Source organism: Noviherbaspirillum autotrophicum, from assembly GCF_000818395.1.
Lineage (GTDB): Bacteria > Pseudomonadota > Gammaproteobacteria > Burkholderiales > Burkholderiaceae_D > Noviherbaspirillum > Noviherbaspirillum autotrophicum.
On the sequence record NZ_JWJG01000028.1, the window covers coordinates 3,825,232 to 3,848,960 of the forward strand.

General features: G+C 57.9%; 22 protein-coding genes. 3 read left to right on the forward strand and 19 right to left on the reverse strand.

Going from position 1 to position 23,729, the window contains the following annotated elements; genetic code table 11:
- Window positions 1-45: 45 nt before the first annotated feature.
- Complete coding sequence (ndk, locus tag TSA66_RS19035; RefSeq protein WP_040041115.1) at window positions 46-471, reverse strand: nucleoside-diphosphate kinase; 426 nt, start codon at window positions 469-471, stop codon at window positions 46-48.
- Between the two features lie 212 nt (window positions 472-683).
- Between ndk and TSA66_RS19040 the strand changes: the two genes are divergently transcribed.
- Entirely contained in the window at window positions 684-1,373 is a 690-nt protein-coding gene (locus TSA66_RS19040; protein ID WP_040041116.1) for a Bax inhibitor-1/YccA family protein, read from the forward strand.
- A gap of 62 nt (window positions 1,374-1,435) precedes the next feature.
- On the opposite strand, the gene rlmD is transcribed toward TSA66_RS19040, so the two are convergent.
- The 6 genes from rlmD to surE form a co-directional block, all read right to left on the reverse strand.
- Window positions 1,436-2,776, reverse strand: coding sequence for a 23S rRNA (uracil(1939)-C(5))-methyltransferase RlmD (rlmD, locus tag TSA66_RS19045; protein WP_040041117.1), 1,341 nt, complete (start codon window positions 2,774-2,776; stop codon window positions 1,436-1,438).
- Between the two features lie 64 nt (window positions 2,777-2,840).
- Window positions 2,841-3,623 carry a 3'-5' exonuclease gene (locus tag TSA66_RS19050; protein WP_040041118.1) on the reverse strand — a complete coding sequence of 261 codons (783 nt, stop codon included), beginning with the start codon at window positions 3,621-3,623 and terminating at the stop codon, window positions 2,841-2,843.
- The gene (rpoS, locus tag TSA66_RS19055; RefSeq protein WP_040041119.1) at window positions 3,620-4,648 is read right to left on the reverse strand and encodes an RNA polymerase sigma factor RpoS; all 1,029 of its coding nucleotides are present in this window, start codon (window positions 4,646-4,648) and stop codon (window positions 3,620-3,622) included. Before rpoS ends, TSA66_RS19050 begins: the two co-directional genes overlap by 4 nt.
- Before the next feature lie 6 nt (window positions 4,649-4,654).
- Window positions 4,655-5,608 carry a peptidoglycan DD-metalloendopeptidase family protein gene (locus TSA66_RS19060; protein WP_040041120.1) on the reverse strand — a complete coding sequence of 318 codons (954 nt, stop codon included), beginning with the start codon at window positions 5,606-5,608 and terminating at the stop codon, window positions 4,655-4,657.
- 63 nt (window positions 5,609-5,671) lie between these two features.
- Window positions 5,672-6,544, reverse strand: a complete 873-nt coding sequence (locus tag TSA66_RS19065) for a protein-L-isoaspartate(D-aspartate) O-methyltransferase (RefSeq protein ID WP_040041121.1) — start codon at window positions 6,542-6,544, stop codon at window positions 5,672-5,674.
- On the reverse strand, window positions 6,541-7,278 hold the full coding sequence (surE, locus tag TSA66_RS19070; RefSeq protein ID WP_040041122.1) for a 5'/3'-nucleotidase SurE: 738 nt from the start codon (window positions 7,276-7,278) through the stop codon (window positions 6,541-6,543). The genes TSA66_RS19065 and surE overlap by 4 nt, the downstream gene beginning before the upstream one ends.
- 156 nt (window positions 7,279-7,434) lie before the next feature.
- Between surE and TSA66_RS19075 the strand changes: the two genes are divergently transcribed.
- Window positions 7,435-8,415 carry an NADPH:quinone oxidoreductase family protein gene (locus tag TSA66_RS19075; protein WP_040041123.1) on the forward strand — a complete coding sequence of 327 codons (981 nt, stop codon included), beginning with the start codon at window positions 7,435-7,437 and terminating at the stop codon, window positions 8,413-8,415.
- Between the two features lie 74 nt (window positions 8,416-8,489).
- On the opposite strand, the gene TSA66_RS19080 is transcribed toward TSA66_RS19075, so the two are convergent.
- From TSA66_RS19080 to TSA66_RS19090, 3 genes are all read right to left on the reverse strand, one after another.
- Complete coding sequence (locus TSA66_RS19080) at window positions 8,490-9,422, reverse strand: flagellar brake protein (protein ID WP_040041124.1); 933 nt, start codon at window positions 9,420-9,422, stop codon at window positions 8,490-8,492.
- 139 nt (window positions 9,423-9,561) lie between these two features.
- Window positions 9,562-11,451, reverse strand: coding sequence for an ATP-dependent DNA helicase (locus TSA66_RS19085; RefSeq protein WP_408639511.1), 1,890 nt, complete (start codon window positions 11,449-11,451; stop codon window positions 9,562-9,564).
- A gap of 172 nt (window positions 11,452-11,623) precedes the next feature.
- The gene (locus TSA66_RS19090; RefSeq protein ID WP_040041125.1) at window positions 11,624-11,824 is read right to left on the reverse strand and encodes a YdcH family protein; all 201 of its coding nucleotides are present in this window, start codon (window positions 11,822-11,824) and stop codon (window positions 11,624-11,626) included.
- 274 nt (window positions 11,825-12,098) lie between these two features.
- Between TSA66_RS19090 and TSA66_RS19095 the strand changes: the two genes are divergently transcribed.
- Window positions 12,099-12,905, forward strand: coding sequence for a PP2C family protein-serine/threonine phosphatase (locus TSA66_RS19095; RefSeq protein WP_040041126.1), 807 nt, complete (start codon window positions 12,099-12,101; stop codon window positions 12,903-12,905).
- Between the two features lie 57 nt (window positions 12,906-12,962).
- Here the strand turns inward: TSA66_RS19095 and TSA66_RS19100 are convergent, their stop codons facing one another.
- The 9 genes from TSA66_RS19100 to TSA66_RS19140 all read right to left on the reverse strand — a co-directional run bounded on the left by TSA66_RS19100 (window position 12,963) and on the right by TSA66_RS19140 (window position 23,724).
- Window positions 12,963-13,676: a hypothetical protein gene (locus TSA66_RS19100; protein WP_157691729.1), complete on the reverse strand. Its 714-nt coding sequence runs from the start codon at window positions 13,674-13,676 to the stop codon at window positions 12,963-12,965.
- Between the two features lie 8 nt (window positions 13,677-13,684).
- Window positions 13,685-14,782 carry a cell division protein ZapE gene (gene zapE / locus TSA66_RS19105; protein ID WP_040041127.1) on the reverse strand — a complete coding sequence of 366 codons (1,098 nt, stop codon included), beginning with the start codon at window positions 14,780-14,782 and terminating at the stop codon, window positions 13,685-13,687.
- 159 nt (window positions 14,783-14,941) lie between these two features.
- Window positions 14,942-15,343: a hypothetical protein gene (locus TSA66_RS19110; protein WP_040041128.1), complete on the reverse strand. Its 402-nt coding sequence runs from the start codon at window positions 15,341-15,343 to the stop codon at window positions 14,942-14,944.
- Between the two features lie 10 nt (window positions 15,344-15,353).
- Window positions 15,354-16,781 (reverse strand): dihydrolipoyl dehydrogenase, encoded by a 1,428-nt coding sequence (gene lpdA, locus TSA66_RS19115; RefSeq protein ID WP_040041129.1) that lies wholly within the window; start codon window positions 16,779-16,781, stop codon window positions 15,354-15,356.
- Between the two features lie 77 nt (window positions 16,782-16,858).
- Window positions 16,859-18,109 (reverse strand): 2-oxoglutarate dehydrogenase complex dihydrolipoyllysine-residue succinyltransferase, encoded by a 1,251-nt coding sequence (odhB, locus tag TSA66_RS19120; RefSeq protein WP_040041130.1) that lies wholly within the window; start codon window positions 18,107-18,109, stop codon window positions 16,859-16,861.
- Between the two features lie 60 nt (window positions 18,110-18,169).
- The gene (locus TSA66_RS19125) at window positions 18,170-21,025 is read right to left on the reverse strand and encodes a 2-oxoglutarate dehydrogenase E1 component (RefSeq protein WP_040041131.1); all 2,856 of its coding nucleotides are present in this window, start codon (window positions 21,023-21,025) and stop codon (window positions 18,170-18,172) included.
- 231 nt (window positions 21,026-21,256) lie between these two features.
- Complete coding sequence (gene gltA, locus TSA66_RS19130) at window positions 21,257-22,570, reverse strand: citrate synthase (protein WP_040041132.1); 1,314 nt, start codon at window positions 22,568-22,570, stop codon at window positions 21,257-21,259.
- A gap of 79 nt (window positions 22,571-22,649) precedes the next feature.
- Window positions 22,650-22,919: an FAD assembly factor SdhE gene (locus tag TSA66_RS19135; protein ID WP_040041133.1), complete on the reverse strand. Its 270-nt coding sequence runs from the start codon at window positions 22,917-22,919 to the stop codon at window positions 22,650-22,652.
- 94 nt (window positions 22,920-23,013) lie between these two features.
- Window positions 23,014-23,724: a succinate dehydrogenase iron-sulfur subunit gene (locus TSA66_RS19140; RefSeq protein WP_040041134.1), complete on the reverse strand. Its 711-nt coding sequence runs from the start codon at window positions 23,722-23,724 to the stop codon at window positions 23,014-23,016.
- Window positions 23,725-23,729: the final 5 nt, after the last annotated feature.

Sequence of the window (23,729 nt, forward strand, 5' to 3'; positions counted from 1 at the left end):
CGTGGAAGCATCAAATCGAACGGCTATTCCATCAACGTGAGTAAATTAACGCGAGTAAACGTTCAGTACCGGGAAGAAATAAGCGATTTCAACCTTGGCCGTTTCGGCCGCATCGGAGCCGTGTACGGCATTGGCGTCGATCGAATCAGCGAAATCGGCGCGGATCGTGCCTTTTTCAGCCTTCTTCGGGTCGGTCGCGCCCATCAGTTCGCGATTCTTGACGATGGCGTTCTCGCCCTCCAGCACTTGGATCATCACAGGACCGGAAACCATGAAATCGACCAGATCCTTGAAGAACGGACGCTCGCGGTGCACTGCGTAAAAACCTTCAGCTTCGGCACGGGACAGTTGCGCCATGCGGGCGGCAACGATCTTCAAGCCGGCGTTTTCGAAACGGGCATATATCTGGCCGATTACGTTTTTGGCGACTGCGTCCGGCTTGATGATCGAGAGAGTGCGTTCGATTGCCATCTGTAAAAACTCCAATAAAAAGAAAGGGTTAAGATCACTAATTGAGAATTCAACTAACCTTTAATTTTACCACGAATCACCTTACCCAAGGGATTTCACACCAGTACGTACAATCAATGGCGCAGCCAACCTGACAGCGCCCATCCAGCAACGCACCGCCGTGTTATTCTTTGGGCACTCATTCCGAAGCAATCGAAATTGGAGGCACAACAATGAACCAACCCCTGCAAACTTACGGCACGTCCAGTGAAGCACTGGTTGTGCGCAATCGGGTTCTGCGCAATACCTACTGGCTGCTTGCGCTGTCGATGATTCCGACCATCCTGGGCGCTTGGCTCGGGGTTCAGATCAAGTTTTCATTTTTCCCGGGAAGCCCGTTCATCGGCTTCATGATGTTTCTCGGCATTGCGTTCGGCTTCTTCTATGCGATCGAGAAGACCAAGAATTCCGGCGTAGGTGTGGCCGTCCTGCTCGGCTTTACCTTCTTCATGGGCCTGATGTTGTCGCGCCTGATCGAACACACCCTGCACTTCTCGAACGGGGCGTCGCTAATCATGACAGCCTTCGGCGGCACCGCAAGCATTTTTGCCGGTATGGCAACGATTGCCACTGTCTCCAAGCGCGACTTTTCCGGTCTCGGAAAATGGCTGTTTGCCGGCATGTTGGTGATCCTGGTTGCCGCACTTGCGAATGCATTTCTGCATTTATCCGCGCTTTATCTCGTCGTTTCAGTGCTGGCCATCGTGATTTTTTCCGCTTACATCCTGTTCGATGTTCAGCAGATCATCAATGGCGGTGAAACCAACTACATTTCGGCGACGCTTAACATCTATCTCGATATCTACAATATCTTCAGCAATTTGCTGGCCTTACTAGGCATTTTCGGCGGCGAACGCGATTGAACTCGCCACCTGAAAAAAAGCCGGCCCGTGAGGCCGGCTTTTTTATTTCAGCGCCAGCCGACTCAGCTCAACTCGAATACAGCCATCGACTCTACGTGCGCGGTGTGAGGAAACATGTTCACGACACCAGCCTGCTTCAGGGCATATCCCCCTTGGTGCACAAGGAAACCCGCGTCGCGTGCCAGTGTCGACGGATTGCAGGAGACATAAACAATACGCTTTGGCTTCATTTCGGGATGCGACTCTCCCATGCCGACAATCGCCTGACAGACAGCCATTGCCCCTTCCCGCGGCGGGTCGATCAACATCCGATCGAACTTGCCAAGCGCCACAAAATCTTCCGCCGTCGCCTCGAATAAGTTACGCGAATAAAATGTAGTTTTCTTGTCGAGTCCGTTGACTCGTGCGTTATCGAGCGCACGCTCGGTCAATGCCGTACTGCCTTCGATCCCAACCACTTCACGCGCCTGTGTAGCGATAGGCAATGTGAAATTACCCAGTCCGCAAAACAGGTCCGCGATCCGGTCGTCGGCTTGCGCCTCCAGCAAGCGCAACGCCCGAGCTACCAGAACACGGTTGATATGATGATTGACCTGGGTGAAATCAGTGGGTTTGAACGGCATTCGGACACCAAATTCCGGCAACACATATTGCAACTGAACATCCATTGGATAAAACGGATAAACGGTGTCCGGCCCTTTCGGTTGCAGCCACCACTGAACCCGGTATTCGTCCGCGAATGCCTTCAGCTTCGTTTCGTCATCCGCCGTCAGCGGGGCCATGTTACGCAATACCAGCGCTGTTACCCCCTCTCCCACGGCCAGTTCGATTTGTGGCATTTGCTCAAAGATTGACAGCGACTGGACCAGATGCCGCAACGGCACCAGCATCGCGGACACATGCGGCGGCAGGATTTCGCAGGTTTTCATGTCTGCGATGAACGATGACTTCCGCTCATGAAAACCGACCAGCACCCCGCCTTTTTTCTGGACATTACGTACCGATAAGCGCGCCCGGTAGCGATAGCCCCAGGTCGGTCCGAAAATCGGTCGCATTACCGTTTCGGCACGAACCTTACCCAGGTGCCACAAATTATCTTCCAATACACGCTGCTTGATCGCGACTTGCGCGGATGGCTCCAAATGCTGCATTGCGCATCCGCCGCAGGTGCCAAAATAGGTGCATTTCGGCTTAACCCGCAACGAGGACTCGCGATGCAGCTCAGTAAGGGTTGCCGCTTCCCATTTGGGCTTGCGTCGAAAAGACTGGAAGTTGACCCGCTCGCCCGGAAGCGCTCCCTCGACGAAGATGACTTTTCCTTGGGTACCATCCTCGTTCTGCAAATGGCCAACGCCGCGGCCTTCCATGTCGAGGGACTCGATTTCGATGATTGGGTGCTGCATGGTGATTGAGTGGCCGGAAGTTCATTCCAGCAAGAAAAGTAAAAGACTGGCGGAATTATACGGATTAGCGCGCCGGCTGCCACGCAGCCAGATACTCTTTCCAGTGCTGCCCGTCCAGAGCCGCGAGAGCGGAACGAACCAGTTCGATTTCCGCTTCGTAGGAAGCACGGGTCATGAGACCGCGCATGAGCAGGAAACGGCAATACACCAGATACGTGTTCACCACGTCAGTTTCGCAATAGTCGCGTATCTCACCCAGGCGCCCCTCCTGGAACAAGGTCCACACCTGAGAGCCGTCAACGCCCAGCTTGCCTGGAAAGCCGCACAGCTTGGCCAGGTCGTCGAGCGGCGCGTTGGCACGCCCGGTGTACAGGGCCAGCAAATCCATCAGGTCAAGATGGCGACTGTGATAGCGGCTCAAGTAGTTATTCCACTTGAAGTCGCGATCTTCATCGCCCATTTCCCAATAGCGCGATGCGGTTACACCATTGACCATTGCCCGGTAGTGCAGAACCGGCAGATCGAAACCGCCACCGTTCCACGACACCAGTTGTGGCGTGTACTTGTCGATGATGCGAAAAAAATCGTGGATCAGCTTCTGTTCGCTATCCTGAGGGTTGCCCAGGGATTTCACGCGAAACCCCTCGTCGTCTCGGAAGACGCATGAGATAGCTGCGACACGATGCAGGTGATGCGGCAGGAAGTCCGATCCGCTTTTTTCGCGGCGCGCTGCAAATGCCGCATCTGCGACTTCCGCATCGCTCAAGTCGCGAGGTGAGCCATTCAACGTGCGCAACCCTGGCACATCGGGAATCGTCTCGATGTCGAATACCAGAACGGGAATCACAGCAACGCATCCTTCCCGACACCACGCGCGGTCAATGCGCGCTTGAGCTTGACCAATGCTTCCTGCTGAATCTGCCGTACCCGCTCCCGGGTCACGCTCATCTCCGCTGCCAACTCCTCGAGCGTCGCCGGGTCGTCATTGTCGAGGCCGAATCGGCGAATAATCACGACGCGCTGCTTGTCCGGCAACTTCTTGAGCCAGTCGCGCACCAGGACCGTCATTTCATGGTGCTCGGCGCGCGAGTCAGGGCCATCGTCGAGATCACCCGGCAGCATATCCATCAGGCTTGCCTGCGGATCGTTATCCAGTGGCGCGTCAAGCGAGGTTGCGTGTTCGGAAAGAGCGAGAATATCCTGCACATCCTCGACCGGGCGGTCGACCAGATGCGCGATGTCCTCGGCCGTCGCATCCTTGCCATCATGGTGCTGCGCCTCAAGATGGTATTTCGCGCGCAGGATCTGGTTCAGCTCGCGCACCATATGCACCGGCAGGCGCACCGTGCGCGCCTGGTTCATGATCGCGCGTTCGATACTCTGGCGGATCCACCAGGTCGCATAGGTGGAAAAGCGAAAGCCGCGCTCCGGCTCGAACTTGTCGATCGCGCGCATCAAGCCAAGGTTTCCCTCTTCGATCAGATCGAGCAGCACGACCCCGCGGTTGATGTAATGCTTGGCGATCGATACCACTAGCCGCAGATTGTGCTCGATCATTTTCTGGCGCGCCTCAAAATTACCCTGCTTGGCCAGCGTCGCGTAATGAACTTCCTGGTCCACCGTCAGCAATGGACGCGCGCCGATCTGGTTGAGGTAGTGCTGCGTCGTGTCGGTCGACAATTCGGCCGCCAGAACGGTCTTGAGTTCATCGATCGGGTCGACCGCAGCCGCCACTGCACCGTCCACACGGTCCTCGCCCTCGCCATCATCGATGAGCGCAGCCTCGGCTTCATCACGCGCATTGAGCGAAATGTCATCGGACATATCATCCGAAGCGTCGTCATCGAGAGGATCGTGTGGAATACGGGTCATTAGTATCTAGCGGCTAGGCAGGAATTTTGACGGATCGACGGGTTTTCCCTGTTGACGAATCTCGAAGTGCAGTTTGACGGCATCGCTGTCGGAATTGCCCATTTCTGCAATTTTTTGACCTTTGCTGACGGTTTGATCCTCTTTCACGAAGATGGTTTTGTTATGCGCATACGCCGACAGCAAGTTATTGGAATGTTTGACAATGACCAAATTACCATACCCTCGGATTCCGCTGCCCGCGTACAGAACCTTGCCCGATCCTGCCGCTAGCACCGGTTGCCCGAGCTTGCCGGCAATGTCGATCCCTTTCTTGCCATCGCTAAAGGTTGCGACAATTTTCCCATCTGCAGGCCAAATCCAGGAAAGCCCCTCCTCGTCAGGCAAGGCTGGGACAGGTATCTCCGGCGCCTTTTCAGCCGGCTTATTCGGGTCGACTTTCGCAACAACGGTCGGCGGCACCGTGCCCGGCTGATTTGCGCCTTCCGGCTTTTGCAATTCCGCCAAGGCAGCCTCTGAATAGGGGCGCTTGTCGCCACGTGGCGCCGACTTGTTCGGCACAGTTGCCGAAGACGATACGGACGGTGACAAGGGACGCACCTCGACGCCCGATGAAGTTGCGGCACTGGCAGTTTGCGGGCCGCCTTCGGGCGGCAATACACGCAACACTTGATCGACCTTAATATCGTTCGGGTTCGCAAGGTTATTCCATGTGACGAGATCGCGATAGTGTTGACCAAAGTCCAACGCGATCTGAATCAATGTGTCGCCTCGCCTGACTACGTAATAGCCGCGGCTGTCGGCCTGCTTCGGCGTTGCGGGCGGCTGTACGGCAGTTTTTGCCGCTTCACTTGTTTTGGCGCCGGCTGTGCGGTCAACAACCGGAGCTGGATGGCGCGTCGTGCCGCATGCAGCAAGCAAACCCGGCAGTACCAGCAGGGATACAAAACGTACTTTATTCATTCTCATTCAATTCATTATTCGGGGACCGTGTGGCAGAAAACATGTCATGTCCTGTCGGGACATTCACACAGTGCCGGGTCGCAGCGGAACAAAATGGCATTCTTCCAAGGTAGTATTTGTCCACTCGAACTTACTGACCCGTTCGATAAGCTGCAGCACCTGATGACGCTCGCCTACGGGGGCAACCAGCCTGCCGCCGATATTCATCTGATCCAGCAGGGCCTGCGGAACCTGCAGCCCGGCGGCTGCGAGAATAATGCCATCGAACGGCGCCACTTGCGGAAGCCCAAGCATACCATCACCATAGTGCAAGCGGATATTGGCAATGCGCAGCGGGCGCAGATTTGTCTTGGCCAGTTCATGCAGGGGCTTGATGCGCTCAATGGAATAGACTTCTTTGGCCACAAGCGAAAGCACCGCCGCCTGATAGCCGCATCCGGTACCAATTTCCAGCACGCGATTGAGTTCGCCACCATTGGTGTTGGCACGCAGGATCTCGATCATGCGCGCCACGATATATGGCTGCGATATGGTTTGGTGATGGCCGATTGGCAAGGAAGCGTCGATATACGCCTGGCTGGCCAGCCCGGATTCGACAAACATATGGCGCGGCACCGCTTCCATCGCCGCCAATACCTTGCTATCCCTGACGCCTTGCTTGGCCACGCGTGCGACCATGGCATTTCGTACGGCACCGGAAACTAGCGGAGAGGCAAATGCTGCCCCTGCCGTAACGGGTGAGGGACGTGATACTGAGTTGAGCGGGGAATCTGGCGGTGCGTACGAGCGTACGATAGTATTTTGTGCTGCATTTTGGGTAGCTGTTTGCGGCGTCGCGATCCTGATTGCCGCTGGGGATCCACCGCGTGCAGTGCCAGCCGACTTATCCACCACGGACGACAGCGGCAGTGGAAAGCGTCTGTCTTTTCCCGTCATGGCAAAGCTTTCTGCAGCACGCCCAGCTGCTGCGAGTGAGTCAGATCAATCTGCAGAGGCGTCACCGACACAAACCCGTCCGAAACGGTGCGAAAATCGGTCCCTTCTCCCGCGTCTTTCGCCTTGCCAGCGGGGCCGATCCAGAAAATCTCTCTTCCGTGCGGGTCCAGTGCCTTGATTACCGGCTCAGACTCATGGCGCTTCCCCAACCGCGCGGCACGAATGCCCTTAATCTGTTCGTATGGAAGATTAGGAATGTTAATGTTTAGCAAATAAGGCTTTTGCAGCATGTCGAATCCACGCACGACGATGTCGCGCGCAACGCACGCCGCCGCATCAATATGCGCCCAGCCCTTCTCCGCTTGGGAAAAAGCAATCGCCGGAATACCAAACAAGAAGCCTTCGGTTGCCGCAGCGACTGTGCCGGAGTACAGCGTGTCATCTCCCATGTTTTGCCCTTGATTGATGCCAGATACGACCAGGTCGGGCCGGAATGCCAATCCGCCAGTCAACGCAACGTGCACACAGTCTGACGGCGTGCCGTTGACAAAATAAAATCCGTTATCGGCGCGGTAGACCGACAGCGGACGATCGAGTGTGAGGGAGTTCGAACTTCCGGACCGGTTGCTGTCCGGGGCAACCACGACAACCTCGGCAATGGGACGCAATGCCTCGACCAACGCGATGATTCCCGGGGCAAGATAACCATCGTCGTTACTAACAAGAATTTTCATAAGGCGATTTTAACCGAAGCACATCTCCGCGCTTTCTCCGTTTGCGCAGGGCGTGTGCGATTCATGATTCGCTAGGGTAATGAATGTTGACATTTTGCCGCATAAGCCTAGAATAAAACGATCGTTCTATTTTCTGACCAATAAGAAGGAGACAACATGAAAGCCATCCTCTGCAAGTCTTGGGGATTACCCGAAACCTTAGTTGTAGAGGATCTGCCGGATGTGGTCCCTGGTCCCGGCCAAGTCGCGATCGATGTACAGGCAGCCGGCGTCAACTTCCCGGATGTATTGATCATCCAGGGGAAATACCAATTCAAACCGGAGCTTCCCTTCACCCCGGGCAGCGAACTGGCCGGCATCGTTCGTGCCGTTGGTGAAGGTGTCAGCCATTTGAAGGCAGGCGACAAGGTGCTGGCATTCGTGAGCCAGGGCGCTTTTGCGCAGCAGATCGTCGCGCCCGCCGCCATGGTGATGCCGATGCCGCCTGGCCTCGATTTCGATACAGCCGCTGCTGTCACGCTTACCTACGGCACCTCGCACCATGCGGTGGTCGACCGGGCGCAGCTCAAGGCGGGCGAAACCATGCTGGTTCTGGGCGCGGCTGGCGGCGTCGGACTGGCTGCGATCGAAATCGGCAAAGCACTCGGCGCACGCGTGATCGCAGCTGCCTCCACCGATGAAAAACTCGACGTCTGCAAGGCGCATGGCGCGGACGCGACAATTAACTACACTACCCAGGACTTGCGAGAGGCGATCAAGGCCGCGACCGGAGGCAAGGGTCCGGACGTGATCTACGATCCGGTCGGCGGCGTGTATGCCGAACCGGCATTCCGTTCGATTGCCTGGCGCGGCCGCTACCTGGTAATCGGTTTCGCCAATGGTGAAATTCCGAAACTGCCGCTCAACCTGCCGCTACTGAAAGGCGCATCGCTTGTCGGCGTGTTCTGGGGCGAGTTCGCCAAGCGCGAGCCGAAAGCGAATCAGGCCGCGATGCGTGAATTGATGGGATGGATGGCGGAAGGGAAAATCAAGCCGCATATCTCCGGACGTTATGCACTAGCCGACACGGCACAAGCACTGAACGACATGGCGGCCCGCAAGGTCACCGGCAAAGTCGTGATCCAGCCACAAAGATAATCGGGTAACGAATCCATCCGATCAGTGCGCGCTGTCCCGCAACCCATGGCGGGATACCGCACAGTTTTCGGCGGCTAGAGGCCTTCGGCCAGGGTTTGGTGCACGAAGGCGGAAAGAATCAGGCTGTCTCGGCTTGCCACATCCAGGAACTCGATTCCATGCCTGTAGCCTTCGCCTGCTTCAGCCGGTGCGACCGACCGTAGCGCAACCCTGAGATTCAGAGTTTCATCCTGGTCGGCAGCACGCACCTTGAACCTGATCTGGCCTTCTTCTCCCTTGTTGCCCAATACCTGTTTGCTGACGGCGGATGCACCGCCGACGCTGATATCGGTCAGGGTCAGGTCTGCATCGCGAGCTGGCTGTCCCAGCGAAAGCGCGGCAACGAGCTTTACCTGAACCCGCACTCCGCGTCGCACCACCGTGCAACGCAGCTCTTTCGGATACGACAGATGCAGGTAAGGATACGGGACGTGCACTGACTTCAGTGCGACCGCAATGAACGCATAGGCCTTCTTGCCAGAAAACGCCCTCACCACGAAAGTCTGCCCGTCGCGCACGAATTCAAGCTTGCCGTCGACCATCGGCGACGTGACGAATATCGACTTGTTCTTGACGAAACCGATCAATTGGACCGAGTAACGGGTGTTGGTGTTATCCACCTGCTGCAGGTAAAGCGTCTCGCCGACGTGCCAGCGCACGTCATCCATGGCGACGATGATTTCCTTGTTGCTGCTCGTATCCTCCGGTGGCGGCGTATCCACCGGCTTGCGTGCGGCCTTGACCAAAACGGTCTCTTTCGGCCGGGCCGGCGGCATTCCCTGTCCCCAGCCGTAATCCTTGATGAAACCATGCTGAATCAGCCCGTCAAGCTGGCTGCGGCTCTCGATCACGCAGCCGGATGCCAGCAGCAGATTGCCTTGCCCGTCGTAGATCGCTCTCGGCAACGGCTTGCCGATCGCGATGTCGCCCATGCGCACCGGTACGAGTGAAATGGCAGATTCGGACATGTAACCTCTTCTAAGGCCAAAGCGAAACGATGAAATTCAGTATCCGGCAGCCTGTTGCAGACACTATGTCAACAACAGTATAGCGGGTAACTAGCTGATTTTGACATGCCGTCGATGCACCTCAAGCATCGCGTCGTGCCTACTGCCCGTTATTGTCATCGTCCTGCGAAGGCTCGAAGAATGCGCGCGCTACGGCAGCATCGCGGGTACGCCTGAACGGCGGCAGACTTTGCCAGATGCGGCGACCATATGGCTTGGAAATCAGGCGCGGATCGCAGATCATTAATACTCCGCGGTCGGTTTCGTCGCGGATCAGACGTCCCGCCCCCTGCTTCAGGTTGATGATGGTCTCTGGCAGCTGGTGATGCACAAAGCCGTTCAAGCCCTTCCGCTCCAGCGCCTCGATCCGGGCAGCCAGTACCGGGTCGTCCGGCGGCGCAAAAGGAAGCTTATCGATGATTACGAGCGACAGCGCGTCGCCGCGTACATCCACCCCCTCCCAGAAGCTCTGGCTGCCGATCAGGACCGCATTTCCCGCGGCGCGAAAGCGATCCAGCAACTCGGTACGCCCAGCCTCGCCCTGCACCATCAACGGAAATGGCAGGTTGCGCTTCGCGAACTCTTCCCGCAAACGCTCAGCCGCACGATTTACTGCGCGTATTGTCGTGCAGAGCAGGAAAGCCCGGCCGCCGGCCGCTTCGATCATGGGCAGAGCCGCCTCGATGACGGCATCCGTATACTCGAAGGAATTGGGTTGCGGCAGATTTTCCGGCACATACAGCAACCCCTGGCGGCCGTAATCAAACGGGCTGGGCCAGGATTGCGCCTTCTCATTCCACAGCCCCATTTGAGAGGCATAGTGATTGAAGTCGTTCTTCACCGCGAGAGTGGCAGACGTGAATATCCAGGCACGCGGCGAACCTTCGCGCTGCTTGCTGAAAATCGGCGCGATCGACAAAGGCGTCTGGTGTAGCTGCAAGGAAGATGAAAACGCTTCCACCCAGAGGACACGCTCCTGCTCGTCCGGAACTTTGCCGCCTCCGTCTTGTGCAGGCGCACTCCAGCGCTCGAGCCGGGTGGCGAGTTCGACGGCACGCGTGCGGCATTGCTCGATCGTTTCCGCTCGCTCTGCCTGATTTTCCAGAACTGCAGTCATGCCCTGCAATTCCTCCTTCAATGTTTCAAGCGCGGGGAAGAAAGCGCTGGACGGCGCTATCTGATTGACCGCCAGGCGCACCACGTCCTGCGGGAATGCGAGCCGCAGATCGCGCGCGGCGCGCTCCACCGGCGCCACCACCTTCGCCCACTCGGCGCCATCGCGCGCATGGGCCAGCCCTTCGGCCAGCACGTCCCGGCACAGCTCCAACACCTGCGATGTCGACACGCTCTCGCCGAAAAACAGCGTCGCCGTCTCCGGCAGCTGATGGGCTTCGTCGAAAATGATGGTGTTCGCCGACGGCAGCAACTCGGCAACACCGGTATCCTTTAACGCGACATCGGCAAAAAACAAATGATGGTTGACCACTACCACGTCGGCCTGCTGCGCCTCCTTGCGCGCCTTCATCACAAAGCAGTCCTGGTAGTACTGGCACTCGGCACCGAGACAGGTGTCGCGGGTCGACGTCACCAGGTTCCAGACCGGCGCCGATTCCGGCACTTTCGATAATTCCGCCTTGTCGCCCGAGGTAGTTGTCTTGATGAAGCGAGAGATTTCGCGGAGATAACCGACATCCTCGCGCGAAGTCAGCCTGCCATTCTGCAGTGTGCGCTCAAGGTGAAAATGGCAGACATAGTTGGCCCGCCCTTTCAGCAGGGCGACTGACACCGGCGCACTGAGCGCCTTGCGCACTGTCGGAATGTCACGCAGGTAAAGCTGATCCTGCAGATTCTTGGTGCCAGTCGACAGAATCACCTTCCCCCCCCACAGCAGCGCGGGGACGAGGTAAGCGAACGTCTTGCCGGTGCCGGTACCGGCTTCGGCAATCAATGTCTGACGTTGCGCCACCGCTTGCGCGATGGCCTTGGCCATTTCGGTCTGTGACTGACGCGGGCGAAAGCCGGCGACAGTCTGGCTCAACGAGCCCGACGCATCAAACAGCTGCTCGATATCGGCATCATGCTCGCCCAATACGGGCGATGAATCGGAATGTTCTGTCAAAGCGGAGCGAGGTGGGCAATGCCATTACCCGTGCCCAAAAAGATTAAGCGGGAATATCAGGAACCAGTTGCATTTTCAGCAAGGTGATATGATCCTTCAGCTGAAGCTTCCGTTTTTTCAGGCGGCGTAACTGAAGCTCGTCATGCCTGCCATCGCGGTTCAACAGTTCGATGACGGCATCCAGATCACGATGCTCAACTTCCAGCTCGATAATTCGACGCTGTATATCTTCGGATGGGATCATGGTCTGTTCTGGCGAATGCTATGAAGTATATTGTAAGAGTGAATAGCGTGCCCGGCTAGCGTGCCGACATGATTTCAATGCCACAAAACAACTGATTTCTAGCCAATATGTAAGATTTTGCAAGAGCATCCGATTGCGCGCCGCCAGCGGAAGAAAGATAACAAAGGTCATCAGACTGCCAGGCAGAAATGTAACAAAGGCTGACAAATCCAAAGATGATATTTTCCACATGCCATAATTTCTCGCAGCAAAGCAGTTTAATCTACCCAGACCTATGAGCCAATACAAGATCGAAGCTGGTACAGGTCAACATATCGGCGACCGCAAGGAACAACAGGACCGCGTCGCCCTGTTTGCAGCGCCGCGCGCACCGGGCTATGTAATGGCGGTAGTGGCGGACGGCATGGGGGGATTGAGCGGCGGCGCACTCGCAGCCGAGCAGGTTATCCGCACCGCGAAACACGCATTTGATCTGTTTTCGCCGCAGACCGACGATGTCGAAAAGATGCTGGTTGCGATTGCGCAGGAAGCGCACACGGTCATCAGGCTGACCGCCATTTCATCCGAGAAGGAACCTCACAGCACGATCGTCATTCTGGTCGTGACACCCGAACGGACGGCATTCTGGGCCCATGTTGGCGACTCGCGGCTGTATCGCTTCTCCGGTCCGAACTTTGCCGAACGCACGATCGACCATTCATATGTGGAGCGCCTGGTCAAAGCAGGCAAGATGCAGCGTGAAGAAGCGCAAAACCATCACCTGTCCAATGTCCTGGTCAGCGCGCTCGGCGCCGGAGAAAATCCGCCCGAGGTGACGCTGGGGCGATATGCCGGGCTTCGTGCAGGCGATGCCTTTTTACTCTGCACCGACGGACTCTGGCACTATTTTTCAGAAATCGAACTGGGTGCCGCGATCGCAATGAACTCACCGCGGCAGGCATCGGAAATGTTGATCGGCAAAGCGCGCGAGCGTGCTGCCGGCAGCTCTGCCGACAACTGCACCTTGGCTGTCGTGAAATTCGTCGAGCAGCCGAAGGAAGTCAAGACCTACAGCGCGCAAAAAATGCGCCGCGCCGTATAACGGCACCTGCCCAGGCCAAGCGGCCGGACGCAGTCGTCGCGGCTTCCTCGCCCCTTGTTACCGAGTTGCCGGGGGGGTTGCACGCTGCTGTGCCTCCCTTTCTTTTTCCGCCTTCCTTCGTTCAACTTCCTGTTGATGCGCTTGCGCGGCCTGCACCTTTTTCTGATATTCGGCGATATTGTTTGCACGCTTTTGCGCATTGGCCGCCTCGTCGGCTTCTATGCGCCTGAGCTTTTCCTGGTGCCGTGCCTGGCGGTCGGAGGATCTCGCTTCAGCTTGGACCGCTTTCTCGGCATTCTGTCGCGGTTCAGCCTGGGCTCGCGGCTGCGCAGCGCGCTCATCCTGCTGGCGCATGCGCTCCTGCCGTTCCTTCTCGTCCTGTACACGCTTTTCTTCCAGCGCCCGGTCGCGCTCAATGACGCGTTCGCGGCGCTTGAATGCATTTGCTTCGACTTCGACTGCCTTCAGCCCCTCCAGCGCCGCGCGCCGCTGTTCTCGGGCGCCCTCTTCACAGGACGAGGCGAAAAAGCGGGATAGGCATGCGTTTTTCTCCGCCAAAAAGCGCTGTTCAACCTCCGCCCGCTCCTTGGCTGCATCGACAAGAGCCTGTTCGGCCGCTTCGACGGAGCGGATGGAGCCGGAAGGATAACGTGCTGCGACACTTGCGCTTTCGGCGGACTGCGCCGAGACACCCTGAGCAAGGAGCACTACGGAAAAGAACGCGATCCGTGCGTGACGTGCGCCTGTTTTCTTTCGCTTATCTGAAGTCATATCACCCCTTACGCAATGGAGCCGGCGACATCGCGCCGTTCGCTTTCCATATACTCCGAAGACTGCATTTCGATAATGCGCGACACCGTGCGATGGAATTCATTGGACAGCGTGCCTTCCGTATAAAGCTCATGCGGCTCCACTTCGGCCGACATCAGCAGCTTCACCTTATGGTCGTACAAGACATCGATCAGCCAGGTAAAGCGTCGCGCTTCGGACGACATGGCGGCCGACATGCGCGGCACGCCAGACAGGATCACCGTGTGAAACTGGCTGGCGATCTCCAGGTAATCGTTTTGCGAGCGGGGGCCGCCGCACAGGGTATGAAAATCGAACCAGATTACGCCGCCCGCCCGGCGCAGCGACCGGATCTCGCGCTTTTCAATATGGATGCGCGGGTCTTCGTCGGTAGTTTCCGCAATTCGCGCAAATGCGCTGCGCAAGGCATGGTCCGCTTCCGCGCTCAGTGGCGTGTGGTATGCCTCGACCAGTTCCAGCGCCCTCTTGCGGTAATCCAGACCAGCATCGACATTCAGCACATCGAGCTTTTCCTTCAGTAGCGCGATAGCGGGAAGAATCCGGTCCCGATGCAAGCCGTCCGGGTACAACGCGTCGGGCACATAGTTCGAGGTCATGACGAACGATACGCCATTTTCAAACAGTGCCTTCAGGAGGTTGTACAAGATCATCGCATCGGCAATGTCCGATACGTGAAACTCGTCAAAGCAGATCAGCCGGTATTTTTTCGCGATACGCCGCGCAACCTCGTCGAGCGGGTCGGCGACACCCTTGAGATCATCCAGCTGCCGGTGCACGCCGCGCATGAATTCATGGAAATGCAAGCGCGTCTTGCGCACCACCGGCACCACCGAAAAAAAGCTGTCCATCAAAAACGACTTGCCGCGGCCCACGCCACCCCACATATAGACGCCCCGCGGCACATCCGGCCGGCTGATCAGCCGTTTCAGCCGGCTCGCTCGATGCGACTTGTACCCGACCCAATCGTCGAACGCCTGCTGCAGGCGATCGATCGCGCTGCGCTGTGCTGCATCTGCCGTGTAACCGCGCTGTGCCAGCGCGTGTTCGTAGAACTCCCTGACGTTCATATCTTTTCTATCATCCGTTCCTGCCGCCGATCACTGCGATGCCTCGAGGGCACGAAAAAATGGGCGAGACAGGCTCGCCCATACTGATTGATTAGCACAATTAGTGCCGGGCAAATTGTAAATTATGCCCGTTTTGCGACATTCCGGCCCGCACGCAACTTACTGCGGATTTAACTCCACCGACACGCGCGACGGATATCCACCGCCGCCCAGCCTGATCGGGAAGTTCAAGCCGACGCCGACGCCGACATTGCCACTGCCGCCGCCAACACCGACGCCCATGCTCGATCCGACCGGGCTGGACGGCTTGAGGATCAGCTCGGAGGTGCGATAGCCGGCCTTGTTACACACTACGCGCAGGTCTCCGCCGGCACTTTCAATCGGCACCGTGGCAGGGGTGACGACATTCCAGCTTGCGCCGCCAGTGCTGACAGTGCAGTTGGCCCCGACCACTGCCTGCCCACGCGATACGGTCTCAACCGCCAGGCCGCCGTGCCCGCCCGATCCTGTGCTCGCGCACGCAGCGAGCGCAATCGCCAGTAACAGGATCAGGTGAGGCATGCCTTACTCCTTAGAAGTTGAGCGAACGCTTGTCGACAGCCAGCGCGGCTTCCTTGGTCGCCTCGGACAACGACGGGTGCGCGTGGCAAATGCGCGCGATGTCTTCCGACGATGCGCGGAATTCCATCGCCACAACCGCTTCCGAAATCAGCTCGGAAGCCATCGGTCCGATGATGTGCACGCCGAGGATTTCATCGGTTTTAGCATCAGCCAGGAATTTCACCATGCCGTTGGTATCGCCGAGTGCACGGGCGCGGCCATTGGCCATGAACGGGAAGGTGCCGGCCTTGTAAGCGACGCCCTCCGCCTTCAACTGCTGCTCGGTCTTGCCAACCCATGCAATTTCCGGCGATGTATATATGACCCAGGGTATTGTATTGAAGTTCACATGCCCGTGTTGTCCTGCAATACGCTCGGCAACTGCCACGCCCTCTTCTTCCGCCTTGTGGGCCAGCATCGGGCCGCGCACCACGTCGCCCACTGCCCATACGTTCGGCAGATTGGTCTTGCAGTCGCCGTCGACCGCGATGAAGCCGCGCTCGTCGAGCTTCAGGCCAACGCCTTCCGCGTTCAGGCCGATGGTGTTCGGCACCCGGCCGATCGATACGATCAGCTTGTCGAATACGGCCTTTTGCGCATTGCCCTTGTCATCGGCATACTCGACCGTGACATCCTTTTTGCCGGCAGTGATCGCGCCGATCTTCACGCCGAGGCTGATTGCCAGGCCCTGCTTGGCGAACAGCTTGTGCGCTTCCTTGGCGATCTGCTCGTCGACAGCGCCGAGGAAGGTCGGCAGCGCTTCCAGCACGGTCACTTCCGCACCGAGGCGGCGCCATACGCTACCCATTTCCAGACCGATCACGCCGGCGCCGATCACGCCAAGCTTCTTCGGTACAGCGTCGATTGCCAGTGCGCCAGTATTGGAGAGAATCAACTTTTCATCGAACGGCGCATTCGGCAACGCACGCGGATTGGAGCCGGTTGCAACGATAATCTGCTTGCCGGTAATCGTTTCCTCGGACGCACCGGCCACGTTGATTTCATAGCCGTTAGCATCGCCTTTCACGAACGAACCGCGGCCGTGGAAGAACGTGACTTTGTTCTTCTTGAACAGGTACAGGATGCCGTCGTTGTTCTGTTTGACGATCGTGTTCTTGCGGGCGATCATCTGGCCGACATTCATCGCCAAGCCCTTGACCTCGATCCCGTGATCAGCAAACGCGTGCCCTGCGTGTTCGTAATGCTCGGACGATTGCAGTAGCGCCTTGGAAGGAATACAGCCGACGTTGGTGCAGGTGCCGCCCGGGGCGGGACCATTCTTCTCATTTTTCCACTCATCGATACATGCAGTGGAAAAACCCAGTTGTGCAGCGCGAATCGCCGCGATATAGCCACCGGGACCGCCACCGATGACAACCACATCGAAATTCTTAGACATGTTCTTAACCTTTTTTCGCAGAATGGACTGCGACCACGGAACAGGATCGCTGCTCCGTGGCCGCTACGCGTGATTCCTTACAGATCCAGCAGCAGACGTGCCGGGTCTTCCAGCGCTTCCTTCATCGCGACCAGGCCAAGCACAGCTTCGCGGCCGTCGATGATGCGGTGGTCGTAGGACATCGCCAGATAGTTCATCGGGCGAATCACGATCTGGCCGTTTTCGACAACAGCACGGTCCTTGGTGGCATGCACGCCGAGAATGGCGGATTGCGGCGGGTTGATGATCGGGGTGGACAGCATGGAACCGAACGTGCCGCCGTTAGAGATCGAGAAGGTGCCGCCGGTGAGTTCATCCAGCGTCAGCTTGCCGTCTTTAGCCTTGGCACCGAACTCGGCAATCTTCTTCTCGATATCGGCAATCGTCATTTGATCCGCATCGCGCAGAATCGGCACGACCAGGCCACGCGGCGAGCCTACGGCGATGCCAATGTCGAAGTAGCCGTGATAGACGATGTCATTGCCGTCGACCGATGCATTGATGATCGGGTATTTTTTCAGTGCGGCGACTGCTGCCTTGACGAAGAACGACATGAAGCCAAGCTTGACGCCGTGCTCCTTCTCGAACTTGTCCTTGTACTTGTTGCGCAGGTCGATCACCGGCTGCATGTTCACTTCATTGAACGTGGTCAGGATCGCGTTGGTCGATTGCGACTGCACCAGGCGCTCGGCGATACGGGCGCGCAGGCGGCTCATCGGCACGCGCTCTTCCGGACGGTTTGCCAGGTTCAGGCCGACCGGAGCGGCGACCTGTTGCAGTGCCGGCTTAGCGGCAGCAGCAGGAGCCGGCGCAGCGGCGGGTGCAGGCTTCTTATCCAGAGCGGTGATCACGTCACCCTTGGTCACGCGGCCATCCTTGCCGGTGCCGGCGACTTGAGAGGCGGACATGTTATTGTCGGCCAACATCTTGGCGGCAGCCGGCATCGCGATGCTTGCTGCGCTTGCTGCCGGTGCGGCAGCGGCGACCGGAGCAGCGGCCGCAGCCGGAGCGGCAGCAGCGGCGGGTGCAGCAGCAGCGCCTGCCTTGGCCTCGGTATCGATCTTGGCGATCACTTCGCCGGCAACGACGGTGCTGCCGTCACCCTTGATGACTTCGACGATGACGCCAGCGTCCGGCGCAGGCAGCTCAAGCACGACTTTGTCGGTTTCGATATCGATCAGGTTTTCATCGCGGGCGACAGCTTCGCCCACTTTCTTGTGCCATTGCAGCAGGGTCGCTTCGGCGACGGATTCCGACAGTTGCGGAACTTTCACTTCAAGAATTGCCATGTAACTCTCCGTTTCGGGTTGTTCGTTCGGCGCGCCAGCTTCTAGCGCGCCGTCGGGTCTTTACTTAGTCAGCACGAAGCCCTTGAGCTTCGAAAACGCGGTGTCGATCAATGCCTTCTGCTGCGCATAGTGCTTGTCGTAGTAACCGACAGCAGGCGATGCGCTGGCCGGACGGCCTGCGTAGGCGAGCTTCTGGCCATCTTCGAGGTTTTCAAAGATGTTGTGCTGGATCTGGAACCACGGGCCCTGGTTCTGCGGCTCGTCCTGCGCCCACACCAGTTCCGTGAAGTTCGGGAACTTGCGCAGTTCGGCATTGAACGCCTTGTGCGGGAACGGATACAGCTGCTCGACGCGGATGATCGCGACGTCGGATGCGCCACGCTCCTTGCGTGCATTGACCAGGTCGTAGTACACCTTGCCGGAGCAAGCCAGCACGCGCTTGACCTTCTTCGGATCGATCTTGTCGTCCACTTCGCCGATCACTGTCTGGAACGAGCCCTTCGCAAGTTCGGACAGCGGCGAGCCGGCATCCTTGTTACGCAACAGCGACTTCGGCGTCGCGATGACCAGCGGCTTGCGGAACAGGCGGATCATCTGGCGGCGCAGCAGGTGGAAAATCTGCGCGGCGGTTGTCGGCTGCACCACTTGCATGTTGTTGTCGGCGCACAGTTGCAGGTAACGCTCGAGACGCGCGGACGAGTGCTCCGGACCCTGACCTTCATAGCCGTGCGGCAGCATCATCACCAAGCCGGAGGCGCGGCCCCACTTCACTTCACCGGAGCTGATGAACTGGTCGATCACGACTTGCGCACCGTTGGCGAAGTCGCCGAATTGCGCTTCCCAGATCGTTAGCGTGTTCGGCTCGGCGGTCGAATAACCGTATTCGAAACCGAGTACGGCTTCTTCGGACAGCACCGAGTCGATGACGGTGAACGGCGCCTGGTTTTCCGACACGTTCTGCAGCGGAATGTAGGTACCGGCATCCCAGCGCTCGCGCTTCTGGTCATGCAGCACTGCGTGGCGATGCACGAAGGTGCCACGGCCGGCGTCCTGGCCGGTGAGGCGAACCGCATAACCGGAAGCGACCAACGACGCGTAAGCCAGATGCTCGCCCATGCCCCAGTCGAGGTTCAATTCGCCCTGTCCCATTGCAGCACGGTCGGCAAGGACTTTCTCAACTAGCGGATGCAGCTTGAAGTTTTCCGGAACGCTGGTGATGCGCGATGCAAGACGCTTCAATTCCGCCATTGGCACCGCAGTGTCAGCCGCATCGGTCCACTTGCGGTTGAGGAACGGCATCCAGTCAACTGCGTACTTGCTCTTGAAGTTGGAGATGACCGGGTCCACGGTATGTTTGCCGGCATCCATCGCATCGCGGTAGGCCTTGACCATCGCGTCGCCAGCATCGGCGGGAATCGTGCCTTGTGCGGCCAGCTTGTCTGCGTACAGCTTGCGCGTGCCCGGATGCTGGCCGATCTTCTTGTACATCAGCGGCTGCGTCAGCGCCGGCGTATCCTGCTCGTTGTGGCCGAGTTTGCGGAAGCAGATGATATCAACGACCACGTCCTTCTTGAACTCGAGGCGGAAATCAAGAGCGATCTGGGTTGCCAGTACGACGGCTTCCGGATCGTCGCCGTTCACATGCAGAACTGGCGCTTCGATCATCTTCACCACGTCGGAGCAATACAGCGTCGAACGCGTGTCGCGCGGATCGGAGGTGGTGAAGCCGATCTGGTTGTTGATCACGATATGAACCGTGCCGCCGGTGCCGTAGCCACGAGTTTGTGCAAGGTTCAGGGTTTCCATCACCACGCCTTGGCCAGCGAATGCAGCGTCGCCGTGCACCAGGATCGGCATGACTTGCGAGCCGTCCTTGTCGCCGCGGCGTTCCATGCGCGCCTTGACCGAGCCTTCGACGACCGGATTGACGATCTCGAGGTGCGACGGGTTGAATGCGAGCGACAGGTGAATCGGACCAGCCGGGGTGGAAATATCGGACGAGAAGCCCTGGTGATATTTCACGTCGCCTGCCGGCAGATCGTCTGCGTGACGGCCTTCGAATTCGGCAAACAGATCCTGCGGCATCTTGCCCAGCGTGTTCACCAGCACGTTCAGACGACCGCGGTGCGCCATACCGATCACGATTTCCTGAATGCCTTTTTCGCCGGCACGCTGGATGGTTTCGTCAAGCGAGGCGATGAAGCTTTCGCCGCCCTCAAGCGAGAAACGCTTCTGGCCTACGTAACGGGTGTGCAGATAGCGCTCGAGACCCTCCGCTGCCGTCAAGCGGTCAAGGATGTGCTTCTTTTTCTCTGCCGAGAAGTTCGGGGTCGAACGTACCGACTCAAGGCGCTCCTGCATCCAGCGCTTCTGCGCCGGGTCGCTCATGTACATGAACTCGGCGCCGATCGAACGGCAATAAGTGTCACGCAGTGACTGGAGCAGGTCACGCAGCGAAGCGGTTTCAGGACCGAAATATGTGTTGCTGATATTGAACACGATATCCATGTCGGCGTCGGTGAAACCGTAGAAGCTCGGCTCGAGCTCTGGGATATTCGGGCGTTCCTGGCGTTGCAGCGGATCGAGGTTGGCCCAGCGGTTACCGAGGAAGCGGTGCGCCGCGATCAATTGTGTTGCGGCCACGCGCTTGCGGCCCATTTCAACGTCTGCCGTCGCAGTGACGGTGCGAATCGGGCCTTGCTTGGCGCGTTCGGCGAACGAGGCGATTACCGGAGCATGCGCGACGTCCGGCTTGTTGGAGCCATCGACTGCGGGAACATGCTGCATGGCGTCGAAATAAGCGCGCCAGTTATCGGGTACGGAGCCGGGATTGTTGAGGTACGCCTCGTACAGTTCTTCGACGTACGGCGCGTTACCTCCAAACAGATAAGAGTTGGAGAAGTACTGCTGCATCATCTTGCTCACCTTTCTTCGCGTTTCGCGAGATTAGCGGGTTAATTTAACCTTCCGCGACACGGCCTGACCGATTAGCGGATTGCACATCAAGTTGTGGGGGGAAGGGCTACGTGACCTGAGGTGTTACCAATTTTTTGGAATCGCTAGCATAGCATAATTATTTGCACCAAGAAAAAAGCGAGCCGCTTGGGCTCGCTTTTTTTAGGGCAATGTTTTGCAACCACCTCGAGATTAGCCGCGCTTGCTCATCGGCAGTACATCGCGCTTCGGGGAGCCGACGAACAGCTGACGCGGACGGCCGATCTTCTGCTCCGGATCGGAGATCATCTCGTTCCACTGAGCGATCCAGCCGACGGTACGCGCCATCGCGAAGATACCGGTGAACAGCGAAACCGGGATGCCGAGTGCGCGCTGAACGATACCGGAGTAGAAGTCGACGTTCGGGTAGAGCTTGCGCTGCACGAAGTAATCGTCTTCCAGCGCGATCTTTTCCAGCGCCATCGCCAGCTTGAACAGCGGATCGTCATGCAGGCCCAGTTCGTTCAGAACTTCATGGCAGGTTTCGCGCATCAGCTTGGCGCGCGGGTCGTAGTTCTTGTACACGCGGTGGCCGAAGCCCATCAGCTTGACGTTCGAGTTCTTGTCCTTGACCTTGGCGATGAACTCGCCGATGCGCTCGACGCCACCCTGCTTCTGGATGTCTTCCAGCATGTTCAGTGCAGCTTCGTTCGCGCCACCGTGCGCCGGGCCCCACAGGCAAGCGATACCGGCGGCGATACACGCAAACGGATTGGCGCCGGAGGAACCTGCCAGACGCACGGTCGAGGTCGATGCGTTCTGCTCGTGATCAGCGTGCAGGATCAGGATGCGATCGAGCGCGCGCACCAACACATCATTAACCTTGTATTCGGCGCACGGAGTTGCAAACATCATGCGCATGAAGTTGGCGCTGTACGACAGGTCGTTGCGCGGATACACGAACGGCTGACCGACCGAATACTTGTATGCCATTGCGACCAGCGTCGGCAGCTTGGCGATCAGGCGGATCGCCGACACTTCGCGGTGATGCGGATCATTGATGTCGAGCGAATCATGGTAGAAGGACGACAATGCACCGACGGTACCAACCAGAACCGACATCGGGTGTGCATCGCGGCGGAAACCACGGAAGAAAAATTGCATCTGCTCGTGAACCATCGTGTGATTGGTCACGGTGTTGACAAATTTTTCCTTTTGCGCTGCGTTCGGCAGTTCGCCATTCAGCAGCAAGTAGCAGGTTTCGAGGAAGTCGCAGTTAACTGCAAGTTGCTCAATCGGATAGCCACGATACAGCAACTCGCCCTTGTCGCCGTCGATGTAAGTGATCGACGAGTTGCAGGCTGCCGTCGACATGAACCCCGGGTCATAGGTGAACTTGCCGGTCGCGCCGTACAGCTTGCGGATGTCGATGACGTCCGGGCCGATCGAGCCTTTGTAGATGGGAAGTTCCAACGACGGGGAGCCGTCGGAGAACGACAGAGTTGCTTTGGTATCAGAGTTGGTCATGGCTCTTCCTTCAAATGAGGAGGGGTGAGTCGATAGGTAAAAAAAAACGAAAAACAAAAAACCGATGATGATGCCTGTTTCAGGCGGCGCGTATTCTTACGAGGAGCGCATGGATATGAGGCAAATCCACATCGCCGCTCGGCTCCTTGCGCGCTAGAAGCAAGTCCATCAATTCGTTATCCGCCAGATCCATCAACCGCGAAAATGCGTCAACCTCTTCATCGGTCAGACTGGCTTCGTGCGCATCAAGAAAACGCGTCACGATCAGATCGTTTTCGAGCAGACCGCGGCGCGCGCGCCAGCGCAGACGAGCTCGCTTGACCGGGTCAGCTTGATGGGTAATAGACATAAATCCTCATTCGCTTTATTTCGTTTGCCCTCATACAGAGGAAGGCAAAGGAAATAAGGCGGAAGCAGTATGCTCTTCCGCCCTTGCGCGGCACTTACACCGTACGGCGCACCATCAATTCCTTGATCTTGCCGATCGCGCGCGTCGGGTTCAAGCCCTTCGGGCAGACATCGACGCAGTTCATGATCGTGTGGCAACGGAACAGACGATATGGGTCTTCCAGGTTATCCAAACGCTCGTTGGTCGCCTGATCACGGCTGTCCGCGATGAAGCGGTAAGCTTGCAGCAGGCCAGCCGGGCCGACGAATTTATCCGGGTTCCACCAGAATGACGGGCAGGACGTCGAGCAGCAAGCGCACAGGATACACTCATACAGACCATCGAGCTCTTCACGCTCTTCCGGCGACTGCAGACGCTCTTTCTCCGGAGGAATCGTGTCATTGATCAGGTATGGCTTGATCGAGTGGTACTGCTTGAAGAACTGGGTCATGTCCACGATCAGATCGCGGATGACTGGCAGGCCGGGCAGCGGGCGCAGCACGATCGGCTCGGTCAGTTCGTTCAGGTTGGTGGTGCATGCCAGCCCGTTCTTGCCATTGATATTCATCGCATCCGAGCCGCATACGCCTTCACGGCAGGAGCGGCGCAGCGCCAGCGAATCATCCACATCGGCCTTGATGCGCTGCAGCGCGTCCAGCAGCATCTTGTCGGTATCCTGCAGGGTCACCGTCAGATCCTGCATGTACGGCTTTTCATCCTTGTCCGGATCGTAACGGTAAATTTGAAATTTGAGAGTACGTGCCATGTTCT

What these genes read in the sequence shown, in the direction of transcription:
- ndk (WP_040041115.1), bottom strand. Translation starts at nt 471, where the DNA reads ATGGCAATCGAACGCACTCTCTCGATCATCAAGCCGGACGCAGTCGCC.
- TSA66_RS19040 (WP_040041116.1), top strand. Translation starts at nt 684, where the DNA reads ATGAACCAACCCCTGCAAACTTACGGCACGTCCAGTGAAGCACTGGTT.
- rlmD (WP_040041117.1), bottom strand. Translation starts at nt 2,776, where the DNA reads ATGCAGCACCCAATCATCGAAATCGAGTCCCTCGACATGGAAGGCCGC.
- rpoS (WP_040041119.1), bottom strand. Translation starts at nt 4,648, where the DNA reads ATGACCCGTATTCCACACGATCCTCTCGATGACGACGCTTCGGATGAT.
- TSA66_RS19060 (WP_040041120.1), bottom strand. Translation starts at nt 5,608, where the DNA reads ATGAATAAAGTACGTTTTGTATCCCTGCTGGTACTGCCGGGTTTGCTT.
- TSA66_RS19065 (WP_040041121.1), bottom strand. Translation starts at nt 6,544, where the DNA reads ATGACGGGAAAAGACAGACGCTTTCCACTGCCGCTGTCGTCCGTGGTG.
- surE (WP_040041122.1), bottom strand. Translation starts at nt 7,278, where the DNA reads ATGAAAATTCTTGTTAGTAACGACGATGGTTATCTTGCCCCGGGAATC.
- TSA66_RS19075 (WP_040041123.1), top strand. Translation starts at nt 7,435, where the DNA reads ATGAAAGCCATCCTCTGCAAGTCTTGGGGATTACCCGAAACCTTAGTT.
- TSA66_RS19080 (WP_040041124.1), bottom strand. Translation starts at nt 9,422, where the DNA reads ATGTCCGAATCTGCCATTTCACTCGTACCGGTGCGCATGGGCGACATC.
- TSA66_RS19085 (WP_408639511.1), bottom strand. Translation starts at nt 11,451, where the DNA reads ATGGCCAAGGCCATCGCGCAAGCGGTGGCGCAACGTCAGACATTGATT.
- TSA66_RS19090 (WP_040041125.1), bottom strand. Translation starts at nt 11,824, where the DNA reads ATGATCCCATCCGAAGATATACAGCGTCGAATTATCGAGCTGGAAGTT.
- TSA66_RS19095 (WP_040041126.1), top strand. Translation starts at nt 12,099, where the DNA reads ATGAGCCAATACAAGATCGAAGCTGGTACAGGTCAACATATCGGCGAC.
- TSA66_RS19100 (WP_157691729.1), bottom strand. Translation starts at nt 13,676, where the DNA reads ATGACTTCAGATAAGCGAAAGAAAACAGGCGCACGTCACGCACGGATC.
- zapE (WP_040041127.1), bottom strand. Translation starts at nt 14,782, where the DNA reads ATGAACGTCAGGGAGTTCTACGAACACGCGCTGGCACAGCGCGGTTAC.
- TSA66_RS19110 (WP_040041128.1), bottom strand. Translation starts at nt 15,343, where the DNA reads ATGCCTCACCTGATCCTGTTACTGGCGATTGCGCTCGCTGCGTGCGCG.
- lpdA (WP_040041129.1), bottom strand. Translation starts at nt 16,781, where the DNA reads ATGTCTAAGAATTTCGATGTGGTTGTCATCGGTGGCGGTCCCGGTGGC.
- odhB (WP_040041130.1), bottom strand. Translation starts at nt 18,109, where the DNA reads ATGGCAATTCTTGAAGTGAAAGTTCCGCAACTGTCGGAATCCGTCGCC.
- TSA66_RS19125 (WP_040041131.1), bottom strand. Translation starts at nt 21,025, where the DNA reads ATGATGCAGCAGTACTTCTCCAACTCTTATCTGTTTGGAGGTAACGCG.
- gltA (WP_040041132.1), bottom strand. Translation starts at nt 22,570, where the DNA reads ATGACCAACTCTGATACCAAAGCAACTCTGTCGTTCTCCGACGGCTCC.
- TSA66_RS19135 (WP_040041133.1), bottom strand. Translation starts at nt 22,919, where the DNA reads ATGTCTATTACCCATCAAGCTGACCCGGTCAAGCGAGCTCGTCTGCGC.
- TSA66_RS19140 (WP_040041134.1), bottom strand. Translation starts at nt 23,724, where the DNA reads ATGGCACGTACTCTCAAATTTCAAATTTACCGTTACGATCCGGACAAG.